The sequence below is a fragment of the Marinobacter shengliensis genome (assembly GCF_030297115.1).
Classification (GTDB): domain Bacteria; phylum Pseudomonadota; class Gammaproteobacteria; order Pseudomonadales; family Oleiphilaceae; genus Marinobacter; species Marinobacter shengliensis.
Map to the genome: position 1 here is coordinate 2,006,959 of NZ_AP028062.1, position 23,213 is coordinate 2,030,171.

The following is a 23,213-nucleotide window of genomic DNA, read 5'->3' on the forward strand; positions in this document are numbered from 1 at the left end:
TGTGAAAGATCGGATTTATGGGATGCTGAGAAGAGCTGGTGCTTTTTACCTGATGCGGCGGCTTTTTCGGCACAAATTGATGATCCTTTGCTACCACGGTATCTCGCTGGATGATGAACACGAGTGGTGGCCTGGCGTATTTATGACAGAGGATCGGTTTCGTGGAAGGTTGAAACTGTTAAAGGATCATGGATATCGGGTCCTGGGGCTCGGAGATGCACTAAACAGGTTATCCGAAGGATCACTGCCGGCTAATTCGATTGTGATTACAGCTGATGATGGTTATTTGAACTCACCAGAGACCCTGGTCGAATGTTGTCAGGAATTTGGTTATCCGCTGACTATATACGTGACCTCTTACTACGCAGAGAAGCAGACCCCTATTTTTAATGTCATGGTTCAGTATCTGTTTTGGAAAACTGATAGATCGAGTTTAAAGGGGGATCTTTCTGCTATCGGGCTACCCGGGGTTGATCATATTGATCTTGAAGACTCTGTGGAGAAGCAGAGGTGGTGCGAGAGAATAATTAACTACGGCAGAGCAAACTGTGACGAGAATGGCCGCCAAAATATTCTGAAAGCTTTGTGTGCCAAGTTGGAATTGAATTACGGCGGTATGGTAACAGCTGGGATGTTTCGGCTGATGGGCCAGAAAGAACTTCAGATGATTGCGGAGAAGGGGGTTGACGTCCAGCTTCACACACATCGTCACGTTTTTCCTATGGATGAGGATCAGGCTAACCGGGAAATTCGTGAAAATCGAGAGTTTCTTGAGCCTCTTGCCGGTGGCTCTCTCGAGCATTTCTGTTATCCGAGTGGTAAGTGGGATCCGGCCCAGCTACCTTGGCTTGATAAAATGAACATTCGGTCAGCAACTACCTGCAATCTGGGCTTTGTGTCAGATGGCGATGATTATCTGACTCTGAGACGCTATCTGGATAAACATACGATCAGCGACAATGAGTTTTTGGCAGAGATTTCAGGCTTTCTGGCACTCGCCAGGCAGGTTCGCGGGAAGGTGCGTTCACTATGGAACTAGACACTCTCGATTTACAAAATCTGGGCAAGAAGATTGGGCTCCAAACTGAGCTAATCGATGCTGCGATGGTACAGGAGGCATTGACTGTCGCACGATCCTTGCCGATCAGTCACAGCTATCATTGGCTTGGAGAGCTGGAGCCGTTTTTCCGTAAAGTTGAAGCGGAATCTGGGAAACAGAGCGTTGAGGTGCTGGCTCGTTACCTGTTACTGGTTTTTCTGGATGACAATGAATGGCGTCCGCTTTGTAACGTGCCTGATTCAATCGTTAAAGAAATGCGACAGGAGCGTGAGCGGATACATGATGAGGTAATCTCCTCTGAGCACGGACACTACTATCCGTTTGCCGATGCCTTCTACAAGGATTTCTCGTTACTCCGTGGTAAATCGATGCCAGTGTATACAGGGATTGTGGACACTCATGGTGCCTTATGGCGGCACCCGCTGAAATTCGGAGCTTTTTCTCAGCGGATTCGGTTTGTGCGTCATCTGTTGCAAATGCCCATTGGTAACAAATACTACTTTCAGCATCATACGCACACTAGCCTGCTTAGCCGGTTTAACCAAGAGGGTTGGCTTAAGACCTATAAGCTGGTCGCTGACCTGTTAAGCGCAAATCCGGATCACAAGGGATTCTGCGGCGCGAGTTGGTTTTACGACCCTCAACTGGATAAGGTCAGCCCCAGGCTTGCGTACCTGGCAAATGATCCTTTGAAGTATGGAGCGGAGCGCTTCCATTTGGGAACGGACAATTCGGGTAGCGCGCTTGCCAAGTCAAAAACGAGAAACGAACTATTCGAAAAAGGGGAGTATATTCCTCAATCCTATATGCTTGTCTGGTATCGAAAACCAATGATTCAATGGAGAGATTCCGCGTTTTCAGGACAGGAACGATAATACGTGAGTGAATACAAGCCTGAGCACCGCGCACAAATCCTGGAGTTTTTCCCTGATGCTCCTTTCAAGAATGACATCTGGAACTGGCAATATGAGACTAATCCTGGAGCTTTAGCCTGCGGCTTTTCCCCGATTGTGAAATTGGATGATCAGGGCGTGTCAGGATTCAATGGCGTCATGCCAGTTTCAATCAAATATGGACAGGATGTTGTTGAGGGACTCTGGAGTTGTGATTTCTATGTTGCTGCTCGGGTTAGAGGCAAAGGTCTTGGAAAAGAGATCAAACAAGAACTTTTGAAGCGTGCTCCTGTTATCTTATCCTTTGGTGTAAGCCCCACAGCGGCCATTGTCCTTGAAAAAATGGGCTGGTCAAAGAGTCCAGAGGTTTGGTCATTCAGGCGTATCATCACCGCATCTTCGTTCAAAGATCGCGCAATACAGTGCTTACAGTCGATGATGAAATTGGCTTTCCGTATACCACTCGACCTTTCATTAAATTTGACATTCCAATCAGAACTTCCTAACGCCTGTGAAGTGAATGCTCTGTGGCAAGAGGCAGCACCAACTTATCGAAAAATTGTTTGCCGTACTTACGATTACTTGAACTGGCGTTATCAAAAGCATCCACTGGCATCGTACGAGTTCCTTGTTGCTAGAGATGAGTCTGGAAAGTTGCAGGGGATGCTTGTGCTACGTGAACATGAGGGTGTGGTTCGGGTGGTGGACTATATTGGGTGTTCTGATCGGCCTTCGATGCTTAAATCAATGATGAAAGCTGCAGTTTTGCGTTATGACGGTGCGAGGCTTTGGTTGGCTGTAACGTCCGATCCGGCATTGAAAAGGGTTTTCTTGAGCGAAGGCTTTTTTCTCACTCGCAGTACTCCAAAACTATACGTGCATTCGCCTCGCGGATTAGGAGGTGTAAAAGATATCGGCGAGCTTGGGTGGTTTGTTATGGGTGGTGATTCAGACGGTGAATTTTTAAGCGCTGCGAGAGATAACTGGTTAGATGTAAAGGGCGGTATAACCTCGAGCCATAGAGGTTCGTGACCAGCGTGATGCCACGCCGCCAAAATAAATTAATAATGCAGTTAGCGGTCCCTCGCTCTGCTCCAATGATATTGGTCTGAACCACACGGAGGTAGGTCAATCATGTATTCAAAGCCTTTGGTATCAATCATTACACCGACTTTCAATCGAGCAGATTATCTGCCTATCGCGGTAGAAAGTGTTCTAGGTCAAACTATGCCGGAATTCGAGTTGATCGTGATTGACGATGGCTCGACAGACAATACTTCTGAAGTAATGGAGCGGTATACCCCAGACTCGCGAGTCAGATACTTTAAACAGGAAAATCAAGGTCAAAGCGTTGCGCGAAATCGAGGCATCGAAGCCGCAAAAGGTGACTATATTTGTTTTCTGGATTCAGATAATGCCTGGTGTACAACCAAGTTGAATAAGAGTCTTCAAGCCTTTGAGGAAAGCCCTGAAGCGGATATCGTCTATGGGGATTTCATTCTGATAGATGAAGACGGTAAGGAGCAGGGCGTTAACCGAATGAAGCGCTATTCCGGTCGGATTACCTCCCATCTCATCCATGATAATTTTATCAGCATGAATACCACCATGACTCGCAGGCGATGCTTCGAAGAAATGGGCGGTTTTGATAACGCCGATCGATTGGCCGAAGACTATGGTCTTTGGTTACGTTTTTCAACGCGCTACCAGTTCCTGTATCTACCTGAAATTCTGGGTTATTACCGGGTGATGGAGAATCAGATTTCCAGCGACAAGGATAGCCGTCTCATGGCTAATGAGCAGATCATTCGGAACTTTCTGGGGGCGTTTCCTGAGGCGTTGAGCCGTGGTGAAGCCCGCCATGGGATGAGTCGGTTTTTTGTCCGCAAGGGACGCTACGAGCTTTCTCAAGGTCGTTACCGAACTGCTTTGGTTGATCTTGGAAAGTCCTTGGCAAACGATCCCCTGTGGTCTGGCCCTTGGCGTTTGGCCATGAAGACTCTGATTAGCCCCGTGTCTGTGAGGCGAACGTGAGTTTTACGGTTCGCAGGCTCTCTGAGGCGGATTTTCTGAGCCTTGAGGACAACTGGGTAGAACTGCTCAAGCACAGTGATGCAGATCCTTTGTTTATGAGCTGGGCCTGGCAGGTTTCGTGGTGGGAGACGTGGAACCGGGAATTGGAGCTGGAACTTCTGTTGCTAGGAGTCTACGACCAGTGCAACGAACTTGTAGGTCTTGCTCCATTGTATCTGAAGTCTGTCAGAACTCCTGTGGGCTGGCGGGTACGCCGTCTGCATGTGATTGGTAACGCCTGGAAGCTAGGGCCGACGGTTCGGACGGAATACGTTGGGCTAATTGTTGATCGCCGCTATCAACAACCGGTTATGTCACAGCTTACAGATTATCTGGCAGGGTTCGTCTGGGACGAGATGATTGTGGCGGATGCTTCGCCCAGATCCATGAAGCTTCTGGAGCCGGCCTTGTCAGAGAGTATGGGTATAGCCCGGCTGGTCAGAAGTGAAGCGGAAGGGGTCCTGGTTCCAGTTGAATCTGGCTACAGGCGCTGGCTGGAAAGGCTGGGAAAGAACACCCGCCTGAAGGCGTTCAACCGCCGAGCGGTGTTCGAAAGCGAAGTTGCAGGTGAATATGTTCCCTGGGATGAGCCTGAGAGCTTTTTACAGGAGTTGAACCAGTTTCATCTTGAGCGTTGGGGCAAGCCTTGTTTTGACAGGCACGCGGTGCGCTTTCATCTGGCTTTCCTCAGCCGGTTGGGTGATGGCCAATCAGCCAGGCTTTCGGCGCTGAAGGCCAGGGGGCAGGTAGTCTCAGTCCTTTACGATGTTCAGGCAGGCAATCGTGTATACAATCTGCAGGCGGGCTTTATGGAGAGTTTTCACCCAAAGCTTTCGCTAGGCACCCTGCATTTAGGCTACGCCATCGAAGCTGCATTCAATGATGACACCGTGATTGGATACGATTTACTTGCCGGTTCTGGCAAGAATACGTTTTACAAAAGCCGTTTTCAGGGCGAGCAGGTGGTTTTTACCACAGTGGAGTATGTTCGTTCCCCGGTGTTAAAACTGGCGTATGGTGCCCGGGCCTGTTTGCCCCAACAACTTGTGTCTTCCGTCAATCGATTTTTTCGTCTTTAGGCAGGTGTAGTGATGAGCAGGGAATGGATTCCGAGTCCGCAGGTAGTCAGGCAACTCTGGCCCTTTCTGGCGACCTTCTGCCTTATTGTTCTGGTTACCTTCCCGACGATTGAAGGGATTGTGTCGCGCTGGCTTAAACTGGATGAGTCCTACTCTCACGGATTTTTGTTGGCCTCGGTTTCGTTGTTTCTGGTTGCCCGGGCAGCAGTGATCCATCCGGTTAAAGCCGGCTTTTATCCTTTTTGGCTGGTGCCGCTCACGGCGTGCTTTGTGGTGTACTGGCTGGGTGGATTGATTCGCCTTCAGGCGTTACAGCAACTGGTTATGGTGCCCATGTTACTCAGCGCCTTCGCGGTATTGATGGGGTGGCGCCAGGTACGGTGGTTTCTGGTGCCCCTTGGGCTCCTGTTCCTGACCGTTCCGGTCTGGGACTTCCTTTCCTGGACGCTCCAGTTAATCACGGTCGCTGTTAATCAGTTCCTTCTTGGTTTTGCGAGCATTGAGTTTGAGGTTGAAGGGGTCTTTGTTTACCTGATTGGCGTAGGCACCTTTGAGGTCGCGCATGGGTGTTCCGGCCTGCGTTATCTGCTGGTTGGGCAGGCGCTCGTACTGATTTACGGAGAGATGTATCTTTCCCGCCTGAGGTCGCGCGTCACCTTGTTCTGCCTCGGGGTCGCGTTTGCGCTGGTTGCGAATTGGATTCGCGTATTCGTTATTATCTATCTGGGTTATGAGACGAACATGCAGTCCAGCCTGATCGATGATCACGACAACTTCGGTTGGTGGGTGTTTGCCGGTACCCTGGTGCCGCTCTACTTCATAGCACGACGTCTCGAAATCAAAGACGATTTGGCGATTGCGCAACAAAAGGCTAGAGAGCCGGAAAGCATGTATCCTAGCGGAAATCCGGCCATTGCGGTTGTGGTCATCATGATTGCAGGGCTTTCCACCTGGATTGCGCTGCCAGAGCGGACGTCGGCCGTCAGTTCTCAACCGGCGGCGTTGGCCCTGGACCTGAGTGAACATTATGGGCCCGTATTCGGGGCGCAACTGGCGGGCTGGAGACCTCAGATACGCAACCCGGACCGTGTGTATGTTCAAACACTGTTCGACCGGGAAGAGGTCCGGGCAGGGCAGGGTGCTGAAGTGACGTATTATTTTGGGGTCTTCACCTATGAATTCCAGCGGCACAGAGCAGAGCTGATCCAGTACAGTAATCGCTTGTATGATCGGGAGGTTTGGACGCCCGAGCACTTTTTTAATGTTCCAAACTCTCAGAACCTGCCGGTGCAGGGTATTACCTTACGCAACCGCATGACAGGCCAGAGGATACATCTGGGCTACACCTACCTCGTACAGGGCCAGTGGGAAACTGATCAGTGGCGGGCCAAGCTGGCGCAGGTGTCAGGTTTTTTCAACCACCGTGATGATGCCAGTCTGCTGATTACTGCGATTAGTTGTGAGAACTGCAATGCTGAAGAGGCATTGACGGGTTTTATCGAACGGGCTTTCCCTGAGGCGCTCGCCCGGATTGATCTTGAGGTTGTTCGGCCAGTTCGTTGACGGCCTTCGTGAGACGGCTCAGGAACGCTTGGTGATTCAAAGCATACCACTGGGTGGCATTGTGGGCTATGCGATCCAGGTGCTCTGGCGATTCGCTGAGCGCCTTGTCTATGACCTTCTCCAGGCTGCGTTTTGAAACCTTGAACCGGGTGCCCAGCCGGAAAGGCTGGTTTTCCTCTGGCTCTGCAAGATAGCCGCGACACTCTTCAACCAGTTCATTCATCGGTGGGGCATCCGTAGTGACCGTTACGCATCCGTTTGCCAGCGCTTCAGCCAACACCTGCCCGTAACCTTCGACCTCAGAGGGTAAGATGGCGAAGCTTGCCTTTTGCCATAGTGCTTCAATTTCCTGATCCGTTAGATTGCTCGCGATCTCGATATTTGAGCAAGAGTAGTCGGCGGGATTAAGGTGTTGGCTCACCACCATTATTCTCGGCCACTCCGGGTGTTGTAACCAACAGTCCAGAACCACGCCTGTTCCTCTGAACTGGCTGTTTCCAGCAATGTGTATTGCCAGGTTTAGGTCCTTTTCTGCGGGGTCCGGCGCGTTTGACTTCGCGGCTCCGGTAAAACCAAGATAGGTTGATTTCGAATGGAACTGGGAGAAGATGCCAACAGCGTGCTTGGTTTTGCATTGAATACGGTCGATAAACCGAAGATAAGGCAGGCGTGACTCAATAAACCATTCCTGATTGGGTATCAACCAGTGGGATTTGCCGCGGTTGAGATAAGATAGCCTGATGTTTTCCAGGTGGATGACCAGATCCGCTCTGGCCTGACGTGGCGGTGTTCTCGCGATGGCTGCGCGAGTGGTGTAGTAAAGATTGCCGACACTACTTGGCAGATATCGGCTTAGCAGTCGATACCGGTAGTGGGATAGCCGACTTTGCCATTCCGGTGTTGGTGGCAAATGTTCTACCTGACAATCATGGCCCATGGATGTTATCGCCGACTGGAGAATGTCAGCATCCTTTGCTAACCCGCGTCCACTGCTAGCGTATACGATGAGGATGTCCATGGGTCACCACCAGAAAGAGAAAAGCCCTGCAAAGGCAGGGCTTTAAAGCGTAGCACAGAGTTGCATGTCAGGCTTTTTTACGGCCCTTCATACGCACTGCGATACCGGCCAGGCCGAGGCCCAACAGAGCCAGGGTGCCAGGCTCAGGGACTTTGGATGCACGAACGGCAATAACCATGTCGTCATGGTTATCATCGCCAGCGTAGCCATCGTCCAGGCTGATGATGAAGTAATCCTCTTCAACAAAGAACAGGTTGAAGTTGGTGCTGGAACTCGGGCTGGCGGTTCTGAACTGGCCACCATTGTTGGCGTCGTTCACAATATCCATGCCAGTCTGAATAGTGAATTTGAAGTCCAGAAGGGCTCCCAGGCCGCCGTAGAATACGGTGCTGAAAGTGTCATCTGGTGTGCTGTTGGTATCAAATACCAGCGTGTCGCCCCAGTAAAACTTGTTGTTATCGGAAGCTTCTTTACCCAGATAGGTAAAGGTCAGCTTGAATGGATCTGCTGAGGTTGAGGTCAGGTTGTGCCCGAACAGCACTGAGTCACCAACGCTGTATAGCGGGGCGTCAGCAGTCCAGGTGCCGGCAACGCGGGTTGCGTAATCGTTATCGCCGGGTACGGTTTGCTCGGCGGCTGCGCCGGGGGCATTTCCGTTGGCAACGGCGTCAATGTAGGCTGCCTGTGCGAAACCGGAAAAACCAACTACGGCTGCCAGTGCGATGCCTTGTGTAAGTTTGTTCATTTGAGTCACTCCTCCAGTGAGTGGTCGAATTTTTACAACACCCTTTAACCAAAGCAGATAGCGTGCCAGATTTCAACTCATTGATTTTAAGGCATTAATTCTTTCTTTAGTCTGGGCGATGTAAATTAATTCGACGATCTCTCTTTTACTGCACACTGTACTGAACTGGATCTGACGGTTCGCTACTCAGACCGTTGGTGTCAATCACCCTTATAGTGAAGTACCAATCTCCCGAGGAGAGCCCTTCTATCCTTGCTTCAGTTGTGCCCGCTGGAACCTCCAGGATCTGGGGCATGTTTGTTGGCGCTTGGCCGTAGTTGATCAAATACCCGGAGATTTCGCTGAGTGAGATACTGCTGCCGTCTACGCGTGTAAGGGGCGGGGTCCAGGAAAGTGTGACGCTGCCCGCGCTGGCGCCATTGTCCGATGGTTCGCTGGTTACCGGCGCATCCGGTTCAGATACGGTCTCAAGTGTGTACGGGTGAAGTCCTGACTGGTAAGCCTGCAACACGGTAATACCGCTGTCATTAAAGACTTGATCGGCGACAGGTTGCAGCAGCGGTAAACCGTATCGGAGCTTGTACAGGTCGTCTATGCCGTCGTTGAGTGAACTGTCGCTGGTCGGGCTATCAAGAGATAGGGTTTGCACCACGTTTTCCGGGTTAAGACTTTGCCCGGTGGCTGTATCGGATATCACCAGGCTCGCAGAGGCGTCCCATCCTGATTCGAAATATTCCATAGTAACCGCTACGGGTATCTCGGCCGGAAGGCTGGCTGTACTGGTAAAGGTGGTGGCGGATTGGTTTTTCCACTGATTGATAACCAGATTGCCATCAAGGAACAGGCGAACACCATCATCTGTTCTTGTGGCAAACGTGTATTCGCGCGTGCCTTCCGCGTGCGGCGGAGTAAACCAGCCCTGCCACCGAATACTGAAATTATTATTGGGCATATTGGCAGACGGACTGCCACTTCCCCAATTGAAATTAATGGCGGTGTCTCGCTGAGTGTAAACAAAGCTGTCAAAGTTTACGCCTGTGAAATACTGGCCAACGTATCCTGGCTGGTAGGTTGCTTCAGGCGCAGGGAAATCCTCAGGATCCAGTGGGTTTGTGCCCGCAAGGTATTCCTCGAGTACAGAGTATCCGTCTCCATCCAGGTCTCGCGAGGCATCGGTTGGGTCTGTGGGATCAAGGCCATAAGCGTATTCGTAACCATCGGGGATACCATCACCGTCGGTATCTGCAAGGTTGGGGTCTGTGCGCGCCCAGAATTCATCCAGTGCTGTAAGCAGGTCTCCGTCGGTGTCTGACATCGCATCCGTTGGGTCTGTCGGGTCCAGGCCGTAATAGATTTCCCAGTTGTCGTAGAGGCCATCACCATCTTCATCCAGCGGTGGATATTGGGCGTTATACGACAAGCCCTTTTCACCATCGAAAAATCCGATACGGTAGCCGAGTTCATAGGCTTCTTCGGTGGTCAGTTCCGGTTGGGTGCCCGGGGTTGTCTGCGCAAAACTGTGCAGGAAAGGGCCATCGATCACCTGTTGATTCAGCCCGGGTCCGGACCAGGCCACGGTAAAGTGGTCATCCCAGCCGCCTTCTTTGTGCCTCAGCTCGAAATAGTATTTTTGTCCGGCTTCAAGGTAATGAATGCCTGAGGTTTGCGAGCTGTAGCGGGTGAAATTATCGAGCGGGGTCGCCATGGTTGAGGCGATTCGAACGATATCTTCCGGAGACTGTGAAGGGGAGAGCCAGAGTTGAGTTTCGTCGTCACCTGCAATGTAGAAGGTGTATTCACCCGTTGCGGGAGGTTCTAAATAGCCACGAATCAAGGTGCCGTAATTGTTGGCCCGGTTGGCTGCGCGCCTTAACTGGTTGAGTTCTGTAATTTCGTCAGGTGAGTCCGGGAATTTCTCGGCGTCTATCAGGCTTTGAACGTTGTTGCCGGATATGCCATCAAAGTACCAGACGTCGACTTTTCCCGGTTCGCTGACTTCGGGAATGGCAGCAGTGGGTGGTAACTTTTCAATGTCCCGGTACTGCCAACTCTGGCAACCACCGAGAAAAACCACCACCACGCCGAGGCCGAGAATCTTCTTGGCAGCCATAACTCACCTTCCTTGCGCAACGATACATTGTGTAAAGTATTGTTGCAGTGCGTTAGGGCTGCCACCGAGTCTTAGGAACGTTTCGCTATCTGCCTACCGCGCTTATAGCGTTAACCTCTGTCAGGCTTCGTTATCCAGCTCGGTCAGAATCCGCCTGGCGTCGTCATCCCTGCCGACTGCCCTGTAGGCCTCCACCAGATGCATGGCAATTTCGCGGGAGCCTGGGTCCAGCTCGTGCGCTTTCTCAAGTACGACAAGGCTTTGTTGGTGCTCACCGGATTCAAACAGTATCCAGCCATAGGTATCCACCACCGCTGCGCTGTCGGGGACCAATTCGTAGGCTTTCCTGGCGGTGTCCAAGGCCCGATTATCACCCGCTTCGTAATACAACCATGCCAGGTTGTTAAGGGCTACTGCATTGGTCGGGCTGAGTGATACCAGCTGTTCGTAACTCGCCTTGGCTTTGTCTTGTTGGCCAGTCTGCTGATGTGCCATGGCCAGGCTGAGCATGATTCTGGTGTTGTTCGGGAACTGCTCCATGGCCTGTTCAAGAAACTCCAGGGCCGCGGTGGGTTGGCCGGCATTACTGAGTGCTCTGGCTCGGGCAACTTGCAGCTCTGGGGTGTTTCGTTTGGTGAGTGCGAGCTGATAGAGCTCGGCGGCTTGTTGGTGTTCTCCCTGGCTCTCGTAATAGCTGGCTTCCAGCTGATACGGGCCTGGGGATTCGGGGTTGTGTTGTTTTGCGTCCCTCAGGGCGTCCCTGGCGGCAGCGGTATTGCCATTACGGAATTCGATAGAGGCCACTTTCAGGGCCATGTCTTCATTTTCCGGAAACAGGGTGCGGCCCCGATTGAGAATCTGCAGTGCCCGTTCGGTTTGTCCGCGCTGTACCATTTGCGTCGCGATACCTTCATAAACGGTGGCGACCAGTGGTTCGGTGGGCGGAGGCACATCCGCTTGCTGCCGCTCCATCAGTTGGGCGGTAAGCTCGTCGGCTTCAGAGGTGTTGTTCTCGATAAGCGCTGTCTCAAGAAGAATCAGACGTGGCCCTGCGGCTTCCGGATTATCCTCGCGTATGCTTCGCATCAATGCGGTTAGGTCGTCTCTGGGCAGGAGGTTGGCAATTGCTTGCAGCGCTCCGCGGTTGTCTGGTGCCAGCCTTACCGCTTGAGTATAGAGTTTTCGAGCGGTTTCATTGTCCTCGCGCAACCGGGCCAGATTACCGAGCCCTACCAGAGGCGTCGGGTTGTCGGGTGCCGCTTTGTGTGCCTGCTCGAAGAACTTCCGGGCGTTGTCCATGTTCCCGGTATTGCCGGCCAGGTTGCCTTTTGCAATCAAAGCGGCCACGTTGGCCGGCTCTTTGCGTAGCAGGTCGTCCAAGGCCTTATGTGCGGCGTCGGGGTTGCCCGAGGCCATCTGCGCCTGGCTCACTAGTATCGTGGCCTGGGTCGATTCAGGAGCCTCTGCTGGAATCTGGCGCGCCTGGCGGATGGCGGCCTCGTAGTCCTCGCGCTGGGCAAGGTAGGTGGCGTAGCGCAGCCGAAGATTGTGGTTATCCGGTTGCAGTTCGAGGGCCCTGTTGATGAGCTGGCGGCCACTCTGGTCGTCACCGCTGGCGAGAGAAGCGATGCCAACCAGGGCCAGAGTCTGCGGGTCGCTGTCGCGATCCTTGAGGTCGTCAAGCAGCGTTTTGGCGCCCTGGGGGTCTCGCATGGAGATTCTGGTTGCGGCCAGAAGCTTGCGAACACCGTCGGTATCGTTCATCTCTGCAAGGGGTTCCAGCAGGCTGGCAGCTTCTTCAGTACGGCCCTGGCGGAATCGGATAACGCCCAGCATCAGGGCACTTTGCTGGTGCCCGGGCGCCTGGTTCAGCACTTCCTGTAAAAAGCGAGCAGCGGTATCGAGATCTCCATCGTTATAGGCGGCGGCTGCAGCCTCAAGGTTACTCTTGATGGTTCCGGGCCCGGACTTGGCAAGGATTTCCTCATAAACAAAGGCTTCTGCCGACTTGCCTTGCTGGCGAAGAACCGTTACCAGAGCTGAGATGGTCTGGTACTTTCGGTAAGTCATCACGTCGTACTGGCCAATAGTTTCCAGTGCGCGGATATAGTTTTGCTCTGCCTCGGCCCATTGTTCCTGTGAGTGGGCGAGCTGTGCTTTCCGTAGCCAGATGTCTTCATGGTCAGAATCAATGGTTTCTGCCTGGCTGAGCAGTTCGCGGGCTTTGGCAATGTCGCCCCGGGCGGCGGCGATTCTGGATAACCCGACGGCGGCGGTGACGTTTTGATCGTTGCGTTGAAGGGCATCGTTATAGGCTGCCTCGGCCCGATCAAAATCGCCGGCCGATAACCAGGCCTGGCCCCTCAGGTTATCCGCCTTGAGTTCCTGGTCCCGAGAGGGTGAGGCGACCTGATCCAGCGCCTGGACAGCCTCTTCGGTTTTTCCCTGCAATATCCTGGATTCCGCGCGGATTAACGCGGCCTGGTTCATCTGGGATTGGGTAAGAGCGTCTTCGGACCGGTTCTCCAGGAACTGGTCAAGCTGGCGCTCGGCGTTAACGGCATCTCCTGCGGTCAGCAGGTTGTTGATGATGACGAAGTAGGGATCAACGCGCTCAGGTTGCATCTGGATGGCGCTGCGAGCCTCAATAGTGCTCGCTCTTAACTCCCCCTGGCGTTGGAAGAACCGCGCCTGGTCAAGGTGGCTGATGTATTGGATGTCATCCTGTGACATGTCCGGCTCGCTGTTGCAGCCAGTCAGGCTCAACGCGATAGCAGCTGAAAGCAGCGACACTCTTACAACGTTACTGATTTTCATGCCCTGTTCCTTCCTTTTCGCGGGGTCTTGTTCTGAATCCGTTGGGGTTGGTCACACACCGCTTGGCGCGGTGGAGGTCTCAATCCGGTATTTGTCTGTGAGGTTATAGAGCGTTGGGCGGGTAACGCCCAGCAGTCTCGACGCCTGCGCCATATTAAAGTTCGCTGTGGTCAGCGCCTGCATGATGGCTTTACGCTCCGCCGCTTCACGAACCTGGCGGAGGTTGAGCTGGTAGTCCGCTTCGCAGTTATCGACAGGAAGTACCAGATCTTCTGCGGTAATCCGTTTGCCGTCAGCCATAATGATGGCCCGTTTCACTTTGTTGATCATTTCCCGAACGTTCCCTGGCCAGCCATAGGCGCTAATGGCCTGTACGGCGTCTTCGGAGAAACACAGGTTGGGGCGGTCGAGCTGCTTGCCCAGGGTTTTCAGCAGCGACTGGGCTATTACCAGAGCATCGCCTTCACGTTCCCGCAGGGCTGGCACATCCAGGGTGATTTCACTGATCCGGTAGTAAAGGTCTTCCCGGAACTCACCCTGGCTAATCAGGTCCTGAACGTGCCTGTGGGTTGCACAGACCACCCGGACGTCTACCGGTATGGGTTTGACCGAACCCACTCGGTCTATCACCCGTTCCTGCAGGAACCGCAACAGTTTTGCTTGCAGGGCCATGGGCATGTCACCAATCTCATCGAGGAACAGGGTTCCTCCGTTGGCACTTTCAATCTTGCCTTTCTTCGATTGCGTCGCTCCGGTAAACGAGCCCTTTTCAAAGCCGAAAAGCTCACTTTCCAGAAGGTTCTCCGGGATGGCGGCGCAGTTGATGGCGGCGAAAGGTTTGTCAGCCCGGTGGCTGAGATCGTGCAGTGCCCTGGCCAGCAGTTCCTTGCCAGTGCCGGTTTCTCCGGTAATCAGGGTAGTAACGTCTGCAGGGGCGACTTTCTCAACCGTACGGCAGATAGCGAGCATTTCAGGGCTGGCGGCAACAATCCCTTTGATACTGGTGCCGTTGCCCTGGCCGGCCAGTTCACGGTTCTCTTTCTCGAGCTCTGCGAGTCGGAACGCGCGGTTGACCACGAAGGTAAGGATGTCGGCGTCCAGCGGCTTCTGGTAGAAATCAGACGCGCCCATGCCAATGGCTTTGACCGCGTTTTCTTTGTCTTCCCGGCCGGTCACCACAATCACTTTGGTCATGGGTGCCAGGCGTAAAATGTCTTCCAGCAGGGCAAAGCCTTCGGAGGCTCCGCCTGGGTCCGGTGGCAGGCCAAGGTCCAGGGTGACCACTTGGGGTTCAAGGCGCCGGAGGGCCGTGAGCGCGGCCTCACGATCTGAGGCAACAGATACGTCAATGTCGTCGCTGAAACACCAGCGCATCTGGCTCTGCAGGCCGGGGTCGTCTTCTACAATCAGTAGCTGCTTCACAACAACACTCAATCCTTTGGTCTGTGTACTGCACGGCTGCCACCATTGGCTGAACCGGCATTTCCATGGTTATGATTCTTAACTGAACATTGACACTTTGCAATGCTGATTCGGAAAAATACCTTCGGGTGACGATTAGTTGACGGTTTTCTGTGGTTGTACGGTTTCCTGAATTGGCGCACTCGAGCCCGCAGCCCGTATTTCGGCTTCAGACGTGAGCAGAGGAATCCTGACAGAGAAGCAAGACCCAACGCCCGGCTCACTGGTGACATCAATATTGCCGCCTAATTCCTGAATGTATTCTCGGGCCTGGTAGGCGCCAATTCCCATGCCGGTAAGGCCCTTGGTGCTCTCGAACGGCTTGAACAGCTGGCTGCGGATGAAGTCGTCGGTCATGCCGGTGCCGGTGTCCTGAATGAAGATCACAACATTGCCTTTGGCGGTTTTAAGGTTGATGGATATGTCGCCGTCTGCCGGGGTTGCATCCTGGGCATTCTGTAACAGGTGGCCGAGCACGCTCCGCAGCTGTTCTTTATCCGCAGACACAAAGATGTTGTCTGGGCTGCCCTGCAGGGAAGGTGCAGGAGCCCGATGGCTGTGATGGGCGATCAGCTCCTGGACCAGTTCGGTCAGGTTTATCGGGCTTCGGTTTTCCTCCGCCGGGCTGGAAGGCTTGCGAATGTGGTCCACGAGGTTGGCCATTTTGCGTACGGCGTGGTCTGTGGTGGCGATCATGTCGTCGATAAACGCTGGGTTGTCCCGATGCTTGGGGGCGTTTTTGACCAGCAGCGACAGCTGCGCAATCAGGGTTTTCAGGTCGTGCACCATGAAAGCCGAGGCTTTGCTCACGGCCTCGAACTGCATGGCCCGCGAGAGGCGGTTCTGGGCATCCATCTGGGCGAGCAGGTTACAGGTCTGTCGGGCTACCACTTTGATCAGGTCGAAGTTTTCCCAGTTCAACTCAACCTTCGAATAGGGGCGCCCCACCATGGCAACGCCGTAAAGCTCGTTGCCAAGGTACAGGGGAATAATCAGCCAGGCGTCTGGGGTGTTGGTGATGGGGTCAGGAATCTCGAGCAGGTTGTAGCGTATCGGGTCGGACCGGTATTCGTTCAGATCAATAATCCATTCCCGATCCGTGAAAAAACGGACCAGTTCCGAATCACTATCGATAATGGTGTATTTGGGTGTGGCGAGGTTCACGCTCGCATTCAGCAGGTAGTCGCCCTGGTCGCTGCGAAGCCAGATGGCGCCAGCGTTGCTCTCCACCAGGCCAGCGAGAATTCGGATCACGCGCTCGGGCAGGGGAGGATCATTGCTCAAATCGGCCAGTTCACGGGTCATTCTCAGCCATTCGTTCCGGTAATCGTACTTGTAGTCGAAAAAATTCTGGCTGATGAACACCATCAGCTTGGCCCGGATTCGCCTCGACAATAACAGGGTGACCAGAAACGCCAGGGAAACGCTGATGAACAGCACCTGCATGGCCTCACCCCATGCTCCCCCCAGGGCACGAACGTAGTAGCCCCCAACAGCAAGGAATAACAGGTATCCGCCGGCGAACAGGAAGGTGCCCACGTGGAATACCGCTGAGCGAGAAAGCTGGAAATCCACCGGTTGTTTGCGGGTATTGATAATGTTGACGGCAAACAGCGGCATTAACGCAGCGTTGACGAAGCCCCTGGCATTCCAGAACGAATCGGCGACTTTGCCGAACAGCAGGGCATCGGCGTACATGAAGAAGTCAAAGGTGAAGATGGTGGCAACACCAATGCAGAGGTATTTCATGGAGGACCGGCCAAAGCCCGGGGCGTTGCGCCAGATCTGTTCCACCAGTGACAGCCCGAGCAGGGCCAGGGCGATTTGCCCGATGACTTTGGTTTTTCCATCCAGCAGGGCGACGCCAAGGATAAATTCAAGGCTGCCCAGGGTCAGCAGGGTTGCGATCAGTATGAAGAGGGAGGCGCCAAGCACTTTTTTGAGCTGGCTGGCGAGCTTGCCCTGGCGAAAAGCATCCCGCAGCATGGCGAACAGAAGCAGGATCCAGGCCGTATCTCTGAGCAATTCAAGCAGGTAACGAACGAAAAAGCCGGGGTGCCCCCAAAGGCTCTGGGAGACCAGGGTGCTTGCCCACAAGGTGGTGACCAACGCCGCAAGAAAGAGGGCGCGATCAAGATCCCTTCGCAGATAACGTGTAGCGATCAACACAGACAGCACCGCGAACAAGGCTGCCGCCGCACCGTAGCTGATCACGCTGATGTCCCTGAGCATTCGGTCTTTCCTTGAACCTGGGTTCTGTACTTATTCTGTACAGGGTAGCTCTGAATTCCCGGTTCCGTCTATGGGTATCGGCGTTTTCCCGGCCTGGTTCACACTGGCCGTTTGTTGTCCCGATAGTAGCGGAAAATATCCTTCAACTGACGCTTGGGGGTAAACCCGAATTCCCGGGCAAAGGCTCGGCCATCAATCACCACTGGATACTTGAAGAACGCCATCAGGTAAGTCGGGAAGCTCCTGAGGTTGAGAATTCTTGAAATCGCCTTGGGAACGACTGGTGGAATGGATGGCAGTGGAATGCGCTGGCATCCGCAGAGTTTCAGGGCCTGTTGATAGGCTACCCAATCCTGGGGGGCGACGTTGAACACGCCTTTTACGGGTTTGTTCCAGGCCAGTACGATGGCATCTGCCATGTCGTCTATGTGGATGAATTGCATCATCGGCGAGAAGCCGGCCAGCACCGGAGCCCGGGAGCTGCCCAGCAGCGAACTCATGGAATTTCGCACACCGGGGCCCACGATGTTGCATGGCCGAAGAATAGTGATGTTCAGCTCCGGATAGCGCCAGAGGTAAATGTTGGCCAGGTTCTCCAGTTCCACTGAATCCACAAGATCCGCGCTCAGGCCCGCGCTTTTGAGGGGGGCGGATTCATCAATCAGGGCCGGGTTGTAGGCCACGGCGCCGTATACGTGATAGGTGGAGAGAACAATCACTCGGCGAATACCGTACTTCTGGGAAAGATCCAGCAGCTTCTGGGTGCCCAGCACGTTGGCGTTATAGCGGCGCATGCGGGTGAGCTGGCTGGACAGTATCCGGCCCAGGTGGATCACGCCGTCAAACTGATATCGCCTGAACAGATCCTCGAAAACCCGCTTGTTGAAGTCGATGCAATAGCTGGGGATGTCGTCTCCAAGGTACACCTGCTCACGGAAATCCACGGCGACCAGGTCGCAGGTTTCCTTGAGGCGGCTGATGACTTGTTGCGCCAGGGCGCCGGCGGCGCCAGTCACGAGGATGTGGGGTCTGCGTTTGGTGGTCATCAGAACAGCCTTTTCCTTTCACTGAGCCCTTTGTCGATCAATCGGCTGATTTCAGTCTTGACGGCTTCCACCCGCTCGGTCACCTGTTCTTCCGGTATTTCGGTGTTGTCGAAATGCATGGGTGGGCCGAAGTTCAGGTGTACCTTGGCCGGAAGAATCACGGGCAGTGCCACCGGAACGTAAGGCACGCCCAGTGCGTTGGCCAGTGGCTTTATATTGGCAATGGCAGGGATGGTTTCCTCGCAACCCACCACACCTACCGGAACAATGGTCGCGTTGTATTTCATCGCCAAATGCATGAAGCCGTTACCGAAGCGTTTGAGCTGGTAACGATCCCGGTACAGTTTGCCGGAGCCGCGAACCCCTTCGGGGAAGACGATCACCGCTTCATTGTTTTCCAGCATCTTGGCGCAATTGACCGGGTCCCCAAGAACGGCGCCCATCTCGTTGAGCAGGTTGCCTAGCCAGGGCACGGTGGGAAAGAACCGTTCGATCATGGCCCGGGGAATGCGGGGATTTTCTTTTCGTGATGCCAGGGCGTAGCCGATGAGGAGGCCATCCAGGGGGAGCTGGCCGGAATGGTTGGCAATGATTAGAACCGGGCCTTCGGCGGGCACATTGTCAACGCCAGAAGCCTGAACACGGAAGTACTTCTCGTAGATCTGCCGGGTAAGGGAGAAGCCGTACTTGATGGCCTCGTTGTTATAACCCCAGGGGTCGTAGCCGAGGGAGCCGATTGGCTTGCGGATTCGCTCTATCTGCTGGTCCAGTTCGGCTGGTACCAGCCTGGATTTGAGAAACGATGCCAGGCCCATGCCTGCTCCCTGTCTGGTGGATTTGGATTTGCGGCGCCGTTAGATGCGGCCGATCAGTACGCCCAGAGTGTGGCTCTGGCCCTCATTCAACACCCGATAATCGCCAGCGGCATTGGCTGTTTCGACACACAGCATTTTTTGCCAGCCATTGCCGGGGAAGTCCGAAAGCCGGGCAGATTTGTCCGGTCCGGGATTCCACACCACGGTCGAGTCACTGCCCACCGAGGTCAGCTTGCGTTTGCCAAGTGGTGTCACCACTGTAAGAGGCTCGCCGGATTCATAGATTCTGTCGGTCTCACCCTCGAAATAGACCGGGCCTTCCTGAGTGCAATACTCCCAGTCTTTCAGAGTGTCTATGTACTGACTGTTGCCAAGGCCAAGCACACGGGTGCGGCTGATGTCAGCGGTTGGCAAATAGGTGTGCAGGGCCTGGCTGAACGCCATTGGCTGGCGTGAGAGGTTGGTGGTGGTCAGCGCAACCTGGCACCCCCTGACCGAGAAACTGAACGTGGCCAGCACCAGTGCGTGACCATCCCATTGCTCGGCGAAATCCTCGTTGGCATTCAGCGACAGGCTGATTTCCACTTCATGGGCACTCTCGCGTACATCCTCCAGGCGCCAAAGGGCTGTACGGGCGAAACCGTGTGCAGTCGGTTCATGAACCCGCTTGCGGATTTCCGGCGGGTTTTTGGCCGGGTCGCCAAACCAGGGCCAGCAAATTGGAATGCCACCCCGGATTGCCCGGCCCGGTTGGAATTTGGCCAGCTCACTCAGCCAAAGCCAATTGTTCTGGTCCCGCGGAGAAAAGTGAGTCAGGTGTGCGCCTTGAAGAAAAATAGTGGCCTGAAACAGAGGATGATGCACCTCCAGGGCCTCAAGCTGGCCGATGGTTTGCCAGCGGGTGAACGACCATTGCCCCGGTGTAACCGAGACCGGTGGTTTGTTACTGCTTTCAGACATGGCGTGCGACGACTTCCTTTGCGATGACTTCCTTATGGGTATCTGCTTACCAAGAGAGTAAATTAAATCCGCCGCGCCGGCGAGTTTGATCATACAATAGCCTAAAATTCAGGGGGTGTATTGATGGATTCTGATAGCCAGAGCGCGGTTATTGTTCCACTGCCGGAGCCTCGGCTCGAACATGGCCAGGGACATTTCGACCAGGTAGTGGGCGAGGGCTCGCTGGCGGGTACTGCGGGCGCGCACGATGTTGATCGCGTTGACGCACGGTGGCTGGATCAGTTAGCGGATGGCTTGAGCGAGCACGCCTGGCTGGAGCTGGATCTTGCTGATCGCCTGCCGGAGGGCTTGGTGCCGGCCCTGCTCAAGGAGGTGAAGATTCTCGAACGCACCGAAGCGATGAGCCGGGCTGGTATCGGGCGTGGAGCGGATCTGGTGAAGGATCGCAGCGTTCGGCGAGACAGTATTGCCTGGCTGGAAGGGTTTACCGAACCGCAGGCAAGTCTTTTCAGGTTTCTGGACCAGTTGATGGCTGGCCTCAATAAAAGGCTGTTTCTCGGGCTGAAGCGCTATGAAGCGCATTATGCGACTTATCAGGCCGGCGACTTTTACAAGTGCCACCTCGACAGCTTTCGCGGGCGGGCGTCCCGGATGATCAGCCTGGTGCTTTACCTGAATGACGACTGGGGCCTGGAAGACGGCGGCGAATTGCAGGTGTTCAGCCCACAGGAAGAGGATAGGGCGATTGGCCTTGTGTGCCCGGAAGCTGGCCGTGCCGCGCTCTTCCTGAGCGAGGAAGTGCCCCATGAGGTGCTGCCGGCAAGGCGAACCCGTTATAGCATTGCCTGCTGGTTTCGGCAGGATGAAGTGCCCTTGCCGCTTTAGGCCGTTGTAGTCCTTATACCCTTCTGATAATATGCGCGCCGCTTTCGGGGTAAAAGTCCCGGAACGCCGTTATGGTGGCCCCATTGGTGCCCCCGCAACATGAAACCGTGAACCCGGTCAGGCCCGGAAGGGAGCAGCCGAAGCGGTGGATGTGTGTGCCGGGGGATTGCTGATGGGGTCACCCCCAGATTTTCCCTCCTTGTTTTCTCGCTCCCTGTCGCAATTGTCGGTTTTTCCTCTTTGGTTCTGTGAGCTGGTTCACGCTGAGTTACCTTGTGGCCCGGTTGGCACTTCTCCCTGTCTATTGTGTTTTTGGCATGCTACCCAAGCGGTATTTTGCTGTTGCCCGACCAAAACAAAGACAAAAAGGGAAAGCTATGAAAAGTGCCAAAACAACATCGCTCGTAACAGCGGGCGTGCTGGCGGCTGCATTGACAGCCCAGCCAGCCTCCGCATGGTGGTTCAGTAAAAAGGATACCTACACCGAAACCAGATACCCAATCGTGCTGGTGCACGGGCTTTCTGGTTTCAACAAACTGCTGGGCTTTGTGGAGTACCACAACGGAATTCCCGATGCCCTGGCTGAAGGCGGTGCGGAAGTCTTTGTGCCCCAGGTGTCTGCTGCCAATTCCACGGAAGTTCGTGGCGAGCAACTCCTTGCCCAGATCGAAGAATACCTGGCGGTATCCGGCGCTGAGAAAGTTCACCTTATTGGTCACAGTCATGGTGGGCCCACGGTGCGCTACGTGGCTGGGGTGCGGCCTGACCTGGTGGCGTCCGTGGCCAGTGTTGGTGGTGTTAACTGGGGTACACCGGTGGCCGATGCTGCCAGTGGCGTAGATCTGGATGGACTCGGAAACTGGTTCTTCGGGTTGATTGATACTCTGTCTGGCGGAGGCGGTTTGCCGCAGGATACCAGTGCAGCCATCCATTCGCTCAGCACCGAAGGCTCCCTGGCATTCAATGCCCAGTTTCCCGCAGGTATGCCGTCCAGTTACTGCGGTGATGATGGCGCTGAAGTGGCCAATGGGGTGCGGTATTACTCCTGGGGTGGCAACAGGGTAGTGACCAATCTGCTCGACCCCAGCGATCTCTTGCTGGCGACCATGAGCCCGCTTTTCAATGAGCCCCACGACGGCCTGGTGCCCGCCTGCAGCATGAAGCTGGGTAAGGTGCTGGGTGTGGATTATCGGCACAACCACCTGGATGAGGTGAACCAGATTTTTGGTCTGGTAGGCCCCTTCGTGGCAAGCCCGGTGCAGCTGTATCGCCAGCAGGCGAACCGGCTGAAAAATCTGGGACTTTAATTCCAACCTGTTGGCGGGCCTCCGGGCCCGCCCTGGAGCGAGACCGTGGTACACAGAGTTGGGATTTTCGCACTCGGGGCTTTGCTCGCCGTTGTGGCCGGTTTTTGGCTGTTTGCTGATGGTGGGCAGGGCTTGCCGGGTGCGAGCATCGAGAACGTTGGCCAGCAGACTGCAGGGCGTTCCGTTGCACTGCCTGAAGAAGTAGCTGGAAGTTCCTCCGCTGGAGATAGCGTGCCGCCGTTACCCCGTGATGAGAGGATATCCGACATCGAGGTTGATGGCAGTGTTCGGGTGGATATGAACGGAAACCTGGTGCTGGATCCGTCATTGCGGCGTTTTCTGGATTTCTACATTGGTCTAACCGGTGACCAGGTCCACGGCGAAGCACTGAGGCAGAGGCTGGCGGCAGAGATGCGCCGGCGCGGCATATCGGCCCCGGTGCAGCTGGAAGTGCTCGAGATTCTGGATAATTACCTTGCCTACCGGGGTGCTTCGGAAGCACTGGCCGTGAGGCGTAGTGGCAACGTGGAGGATTTGCAGGCGGTTCTGGACGAACTGCAGGACCTGCGACGGAAGCATTTGGGCCCGGATGTAGCTGAAGGATTCTTTGGAGCAGAGGAAGCACGCCTCAGATTGATGCTTGACCGGCAGCGTATTCTGGCGGATGAAAGCCTGAGCGGCCACGAGCGTGACCAGGCATTGGCGCAGGTTGATCAGCTGTTGCCGGAGTTTTCGGTTCAAACTCGCCGCCGCTCAGAAGCGGTGGTGTCCACCAGCCTGAGGGTCAGCGAAATGCGAGAGCAGGGCGCCTCAGAAGAGGAAGTGCGCGCGGTGCGGCTGGAAGCCTACGGCCCGGAAGCGACGCAAAGGCTGAGCCAATTGGACGAACAGCGGGCCCAGTGGCAAAGCCGGGTGGCTGAGTATCGGCGCCAGAAGGCGCTGATCGACCAGGCCGGTGGGCTGACCGCCGAAGACCAGCAGGCAGAGGTTGAGGCGCTGCGGGTCCGGATGTTTGAAGCGGAACATGAGCGTAGGCGAATCAGTGCCCTTGACCGGGCCGGGGATGACGATGCGTGAACAGATCATCCTTCTTCTGGCCCCGGCTACATGCTATTGTTAGCGCCGGTTTATAGCAGCAGTTGAAGGATC

Annotated in this window: 18 protein-coding genes and 1 other RNA gene; 10 read left to right on the plus strand and 9 right to left on the minus strand. The window is 54.7% G+C overall.

What is annotated here, in order from left to right; translation table 11 throughout:
* Position 1: 1 nt before the first annotated feature.
* The 6 genes from QUE75_RS09250 to QUE75_RS09275 all read left to right on the plus strand — a co-directional run bounded on the left by QUE75_RS09250 (position 2) and on the right by QUE75_RS09275 (position 6,668).
* Positions 2–1,039: a polysaccharide deacetylase family protein gene (locus QUE75_RS09250; protein ID WP_286255342.1), complete on the plus strand. Its 1,038-nt coding sequence runs from the start codon at positions 2–4 to the stop codon at positions 1,037–1,039.
* A complete protein-coding gene (locus tag QUE75_RS09255; protein WP_286255343.1) occupies positions 1,030–1,935 on the plus strand; it encodes a hypothetical protein in 906 nt (301 codons plus the stop codon). Before QUE75_RS09250 ends, QUE75_RS09255 begins: the two co-directional genes overlap by 10 nt.
* A 3-nt stretch (positions 1,936–1,938) precedes the next feature.
* Positions 1,939–2,985, plus strand: coding sequence for a hypothetical protein (locus tag QUE75_RS09260; protein ID WP_286255345.1), 1,047 nt, complete (start codon positions 1,939–1,941; stop codon positions 2,983–2,985).
* Between the two features lie 102 nt (positions 2,986–3,087).
* Positions 3,088–3,987 (plus strand): glycosyltransferase, encoded by a 900-nt coding sequence (locus QUE75_RS09265; protein WP_286255347.1) that lies wholly within the window; start codon positions 3,088–3,090, stop codon positions 3,985–3,987.
* 95 nt (positions 3,988–4,082) lie between these two features.
* The gene (locus QUE75_RS09270; RefSeq protein ID WP_286255349.1) at positions 4,083–5,105 is read left to right on the plus strand and encodes a GNAT family N-acetyltransferase; all 1,023 of its coding nucleotides are present in this window, start codon (positions 4,083–4,085) and stop codon (positions 5,103–5,105) included.
* A 12-nt stretch (positions 5,106–5,117) separates the two neighbouring features.
* A complete protein-coding gene (locus QUE75_RS09275; protein WP_286255350.1) occupies positions 5,118–6,668 on the plus strand; it encodes an exosortase/archaeosortase family protein in 1,551 nt (516 codons plus the stop codon).
* On the opposite strand, the gene QUE75_RS09280 is transcribed toward QUE75_RS09275, so the two are convergent.
* The 9 genes from QUE75_RS09280 to QUE75_RS09320 all read right to left on the minus strand — a co-directional run bounded on the left by QUE75_RS09280 (position 6,601) and on the right by QUE75_RS09320 (position 19,872).
* Positions 6,601–7,686, minus strand: a complete 1,086-nt coding sequence (locus tag QUE75_RS09280) for a glycosyltransferase (RefSeq protein WP_286255352.1) — start codon at positions 7,684–7,686, stop codon at positions 6,601–6,603. The two genes, QUE75_RS09275 and QUE75_RS09280, sit on opposite strands and share 68 nt — an antisense overlap.
* Positions 7,687–7,753: 67 nt before the next feature.
* The gene (locus tag QUE75_RS09285; RefSeq protein WP_286255354.1) at positions 7,754–8,431 is read right to left on the minus strand and encodes a PEP-CTERM sorting domain-containing protein; all 678 of its coding nucleotides are present in this window, start codon (positions 8,429–8,431) and stop codon (positions 7,754–7,756) included.
* A 145-nt stretch (positions 8,432–8,576) separates the two neighbouring features.
* Positions 8,577–10,541, minus strand: a complete 1,965-nt coding sequence (locus QUE75_RS09290; RefSeq protein ID WP_286255355.1) for a PA14 domain-containing protein — start codon at positions 10,539–10,541, stop codon at positions 8,577–8,579.
* 120 nt (positions 10,542–10,661) lie between these two features.
* A complete protein-coding gene (locus QUE75_RS09295) occupies positions 10,662–13,358 on the minus strand; it encodes a tetratricopeptide repeat protein (RefSeq protein WP_286255357.1) in 2,697 nt (898 codons plus the stop codon).
* Positions 13,359–13,409: 51 nt separating this feature from the next.
* A complete protein-coding gene (gene prsR / locus QUE75_RS09300; protein ID WP_286255654.1) occupies positions 13,410–14,732 on the minus strand; it encodes a PEP-CTERM-box response regulator transcription factor in 1,323 nt (440 codons plus the stop codon).
* A gap of 183 nt (positions 14,733–14,915) precedes the next feature.
* Complete coding sequence (gene prsK / locus QUE75_RS09305; protein ID WP_286255359.1) at positions 14,916–17,051, minus strand: XrtA/PEP-CTERM system histidine kinase PrsK; 2,136 nt, start codon at positions 17,049–17,051, stop codon at positions 14,916–14,918.
* Between the two features lie 98 nt (positions 17,052–17,149).
* Positions 17,150–18,097 (minus strand): SDR family oxidoreductase, encoded by a 948-nt coding sequence (locus QUE75_RS09310; protein WP_152438047.1) that lies wholly within the window; start codon positions 18,095–18,097, stop codon positions 17,150–17,152.
* Positions 18,097–18,912, minus strand: a complete 816-nt coding sequence (locus QUE75_RS09315; protein ID WP_286255361.1) for a lysophospholipid acyltransferase family protein — start codon at positions 18,910–18,912, stop codon at positions 18,097–18,099. The genes QUE75_RS09310 and QUE75_RS09315 overlap by 1 nt, the downstream gene beginning before the upstream one ends.
* A gap of 39 nt (positions 18,913–18,951) precedes the next feature.
* Positions 18,952–19,872, minus strand: coding sequence for a D-hexose-6-phosphate mutarotase (locus tag QUE75_RS09320; RefSeq protein ID WP_286255363.1), 921 nt, complete (start codon positions 19,870–19,872; stop codon positions 18,952–18,954).
* A 123-nt stretch (positions 19,873–19,995) separates the two neighbouring features.
* Between QUE75_RS09320 and QUE75_RS09325 the strand changes: the two genes are divergently transcribed.
* The 4 genes from QUE75_RS09325 to QUE75_RS09340 all read left to right on the plus strand — a co-directional run bounded on the left by QUE75_RS09325 (position 19,996) and on the right by QUE75_RS09340 (position 23,141).
* Positions 19,996–20,757 carry a 2OG-Fe(II) oxygenase gene (locus tag QUE75_RS09325; protein ID WP_286255365.1) on the plus strand — a complete coding sequence of 254 codons (762 nt, stop codon included), beginning with the start codon at positions 19,996–19,998 and terminating at the stop codon, positions 20,755–20,757.
* 81 nt (positions 20,758–20,838) lie between these two features.
* An RNA gene (ffs, locus tag QUE75_RS09330) (signal recognition particle sRNA small type) lies at positions 20,839–20,935 on the plus strand.
* A gap of 199 nt (positions 20,936–21,134) precedes the next feature.
* Positions 21,135–22,064 carry an esterase/lipase family protein gene (locus tag QUE75_RS09335; protein WP_138436286.1) on the plus strand — a complete coding sequence of 310 codons (930 nt, stop codon included), beginning with the start codon at positions 21,135–21,137 and terminating at the stop codon, positions 22,062–22,064.
* A 45-nt stretch (positions 22,065–22,109) separates the two neighbouring features.
* Positions 22,110–23,141 (plus strand): lipase secretion chaperone, encoded by a 1,032-nt coding sequence (locus QUE75_RS09340; RefSeq protein ID WP_286255368.1) that lies wholly within the window; start codon positions 22,110–22,112, stop codon positions 23,139–23,141.
* Positions 23,142–23,213: the final 72 nt, after the last annotated feature.

What these genes read in the sequence shown, in the direction of transcription:
- QUE75_RS09270 (WP_286255349.1), top strand. Translation starts at nt 4,083, where the DNA reads ATGAGCTGGGCCTGGCAGGTTTCGTGGTGGGAGACGTGGAACCGGGAA.
- QUE75_RS09315 (WP_286255361.1), bottom strand. Translation starts at nt 18,912, where the DNA reads ATGGGCCTGGCATCGTTTCTCAAATCCAGGCTGGTACCAGCCGAACTG.
- QUE75_RS09320 (WP_286255363.1), bottom strand. Translation starts at nt 19,872, where the DNA reads ATGTCTGAAAGCAGTAACAAACCACCGGTCTCGGTTACACCGGGGCAA.
- QUE75_RS09335 (WP_138436286.1), top strand. Translation starts at nt 21,135, where the DNA reads ATGAAAAGTGCCAAAACAACATCGCTCGTAACAGCGGGCGTGCTGGCG.
- QUE75_RS09280 (WP_286255352.1), bottom strand. Translation starts at nt 7,686, where the DNA reads ATGGACATCCTCATCGTATACGCTAGCAGTGGACGCGGGTTAGCAAAG.
- prsK (WP_286255359.1), bottom strand. Translation starts at nt 17,051, where the DNA reads ATGCTCAGGGACATCAGCGTGATCAGCTACGGTGCGGCGGCAGCCTTG.
- prsR (WP_286255654.1), bottom strand. Translation starts at nt 14,732, where the DNA reads ATGCGCTGGTGTTTCAGCGACGACATTGACGTATCTGTTGCCTCAGAT.
- QUE75_RS09285 (WP_286255354.1), bottom strand. Translation starts at nt 8,431, where the DNA reads ATGAACAAACTTACACAAGGCATCGCACTGGCAGCCGTAGTTGGTTTT.
- QUE75_RS09310 (WP_152438047.1), bottom strand. Translation starts at nt 18,097, where the DNA reads ATGACCACCAAACGCAGACCCCACATCCTCGTGACTGGCGCCGCCGGC.
- QUE75_RS09275 (WP_286255350.1), top strand. Translation starts at nt 5,118, where the DNA reads ATGAGCAGGGAATGGATTCCGAGTCCGCAGGTAGTCAGGCAACTCTGG.
- QUE75_RS09265 (WP_286255347.1), top strand. Translation starts at nt 3,088, where the DNA reads ATGTATTCAAAGCCTTTGGTATCAATCATTACACCGACTTTCAATCGA.
- QUE75_RS09325 (WP_286255365.1), top strand. Translation starts at nt 19,996, where the DNA reads ATGGATTCTGATAGCCAGAGCGCGGTTATTGTTCCACTGCCGGAGCCT.
- QUE75_RS09290 (WP_286255355.1), bottom strand. Translation starts at nt 10,541, where the DNA reads ATGGCTGCCAAGAAGATTCTCGGCCTCGGCGTGGTGGTGGTTTTTCTC.
- QUE75_RS09295 (WP_286255357.1), bottom strand. Translation starts at nt 13,358, where the DNA reads ATGAAAATCAGTAACGTTGTAAGAGTGTCGCTGCTTTCAGCTGCTATC.
- QUE75_RS09255 (WP_286255343.1), top strand. Translation starts at nt 1,030, where the DNA reads ATGGAACTAGACACTCTCGATTTACAAAATCTGGGCAAGAAGATTGGG.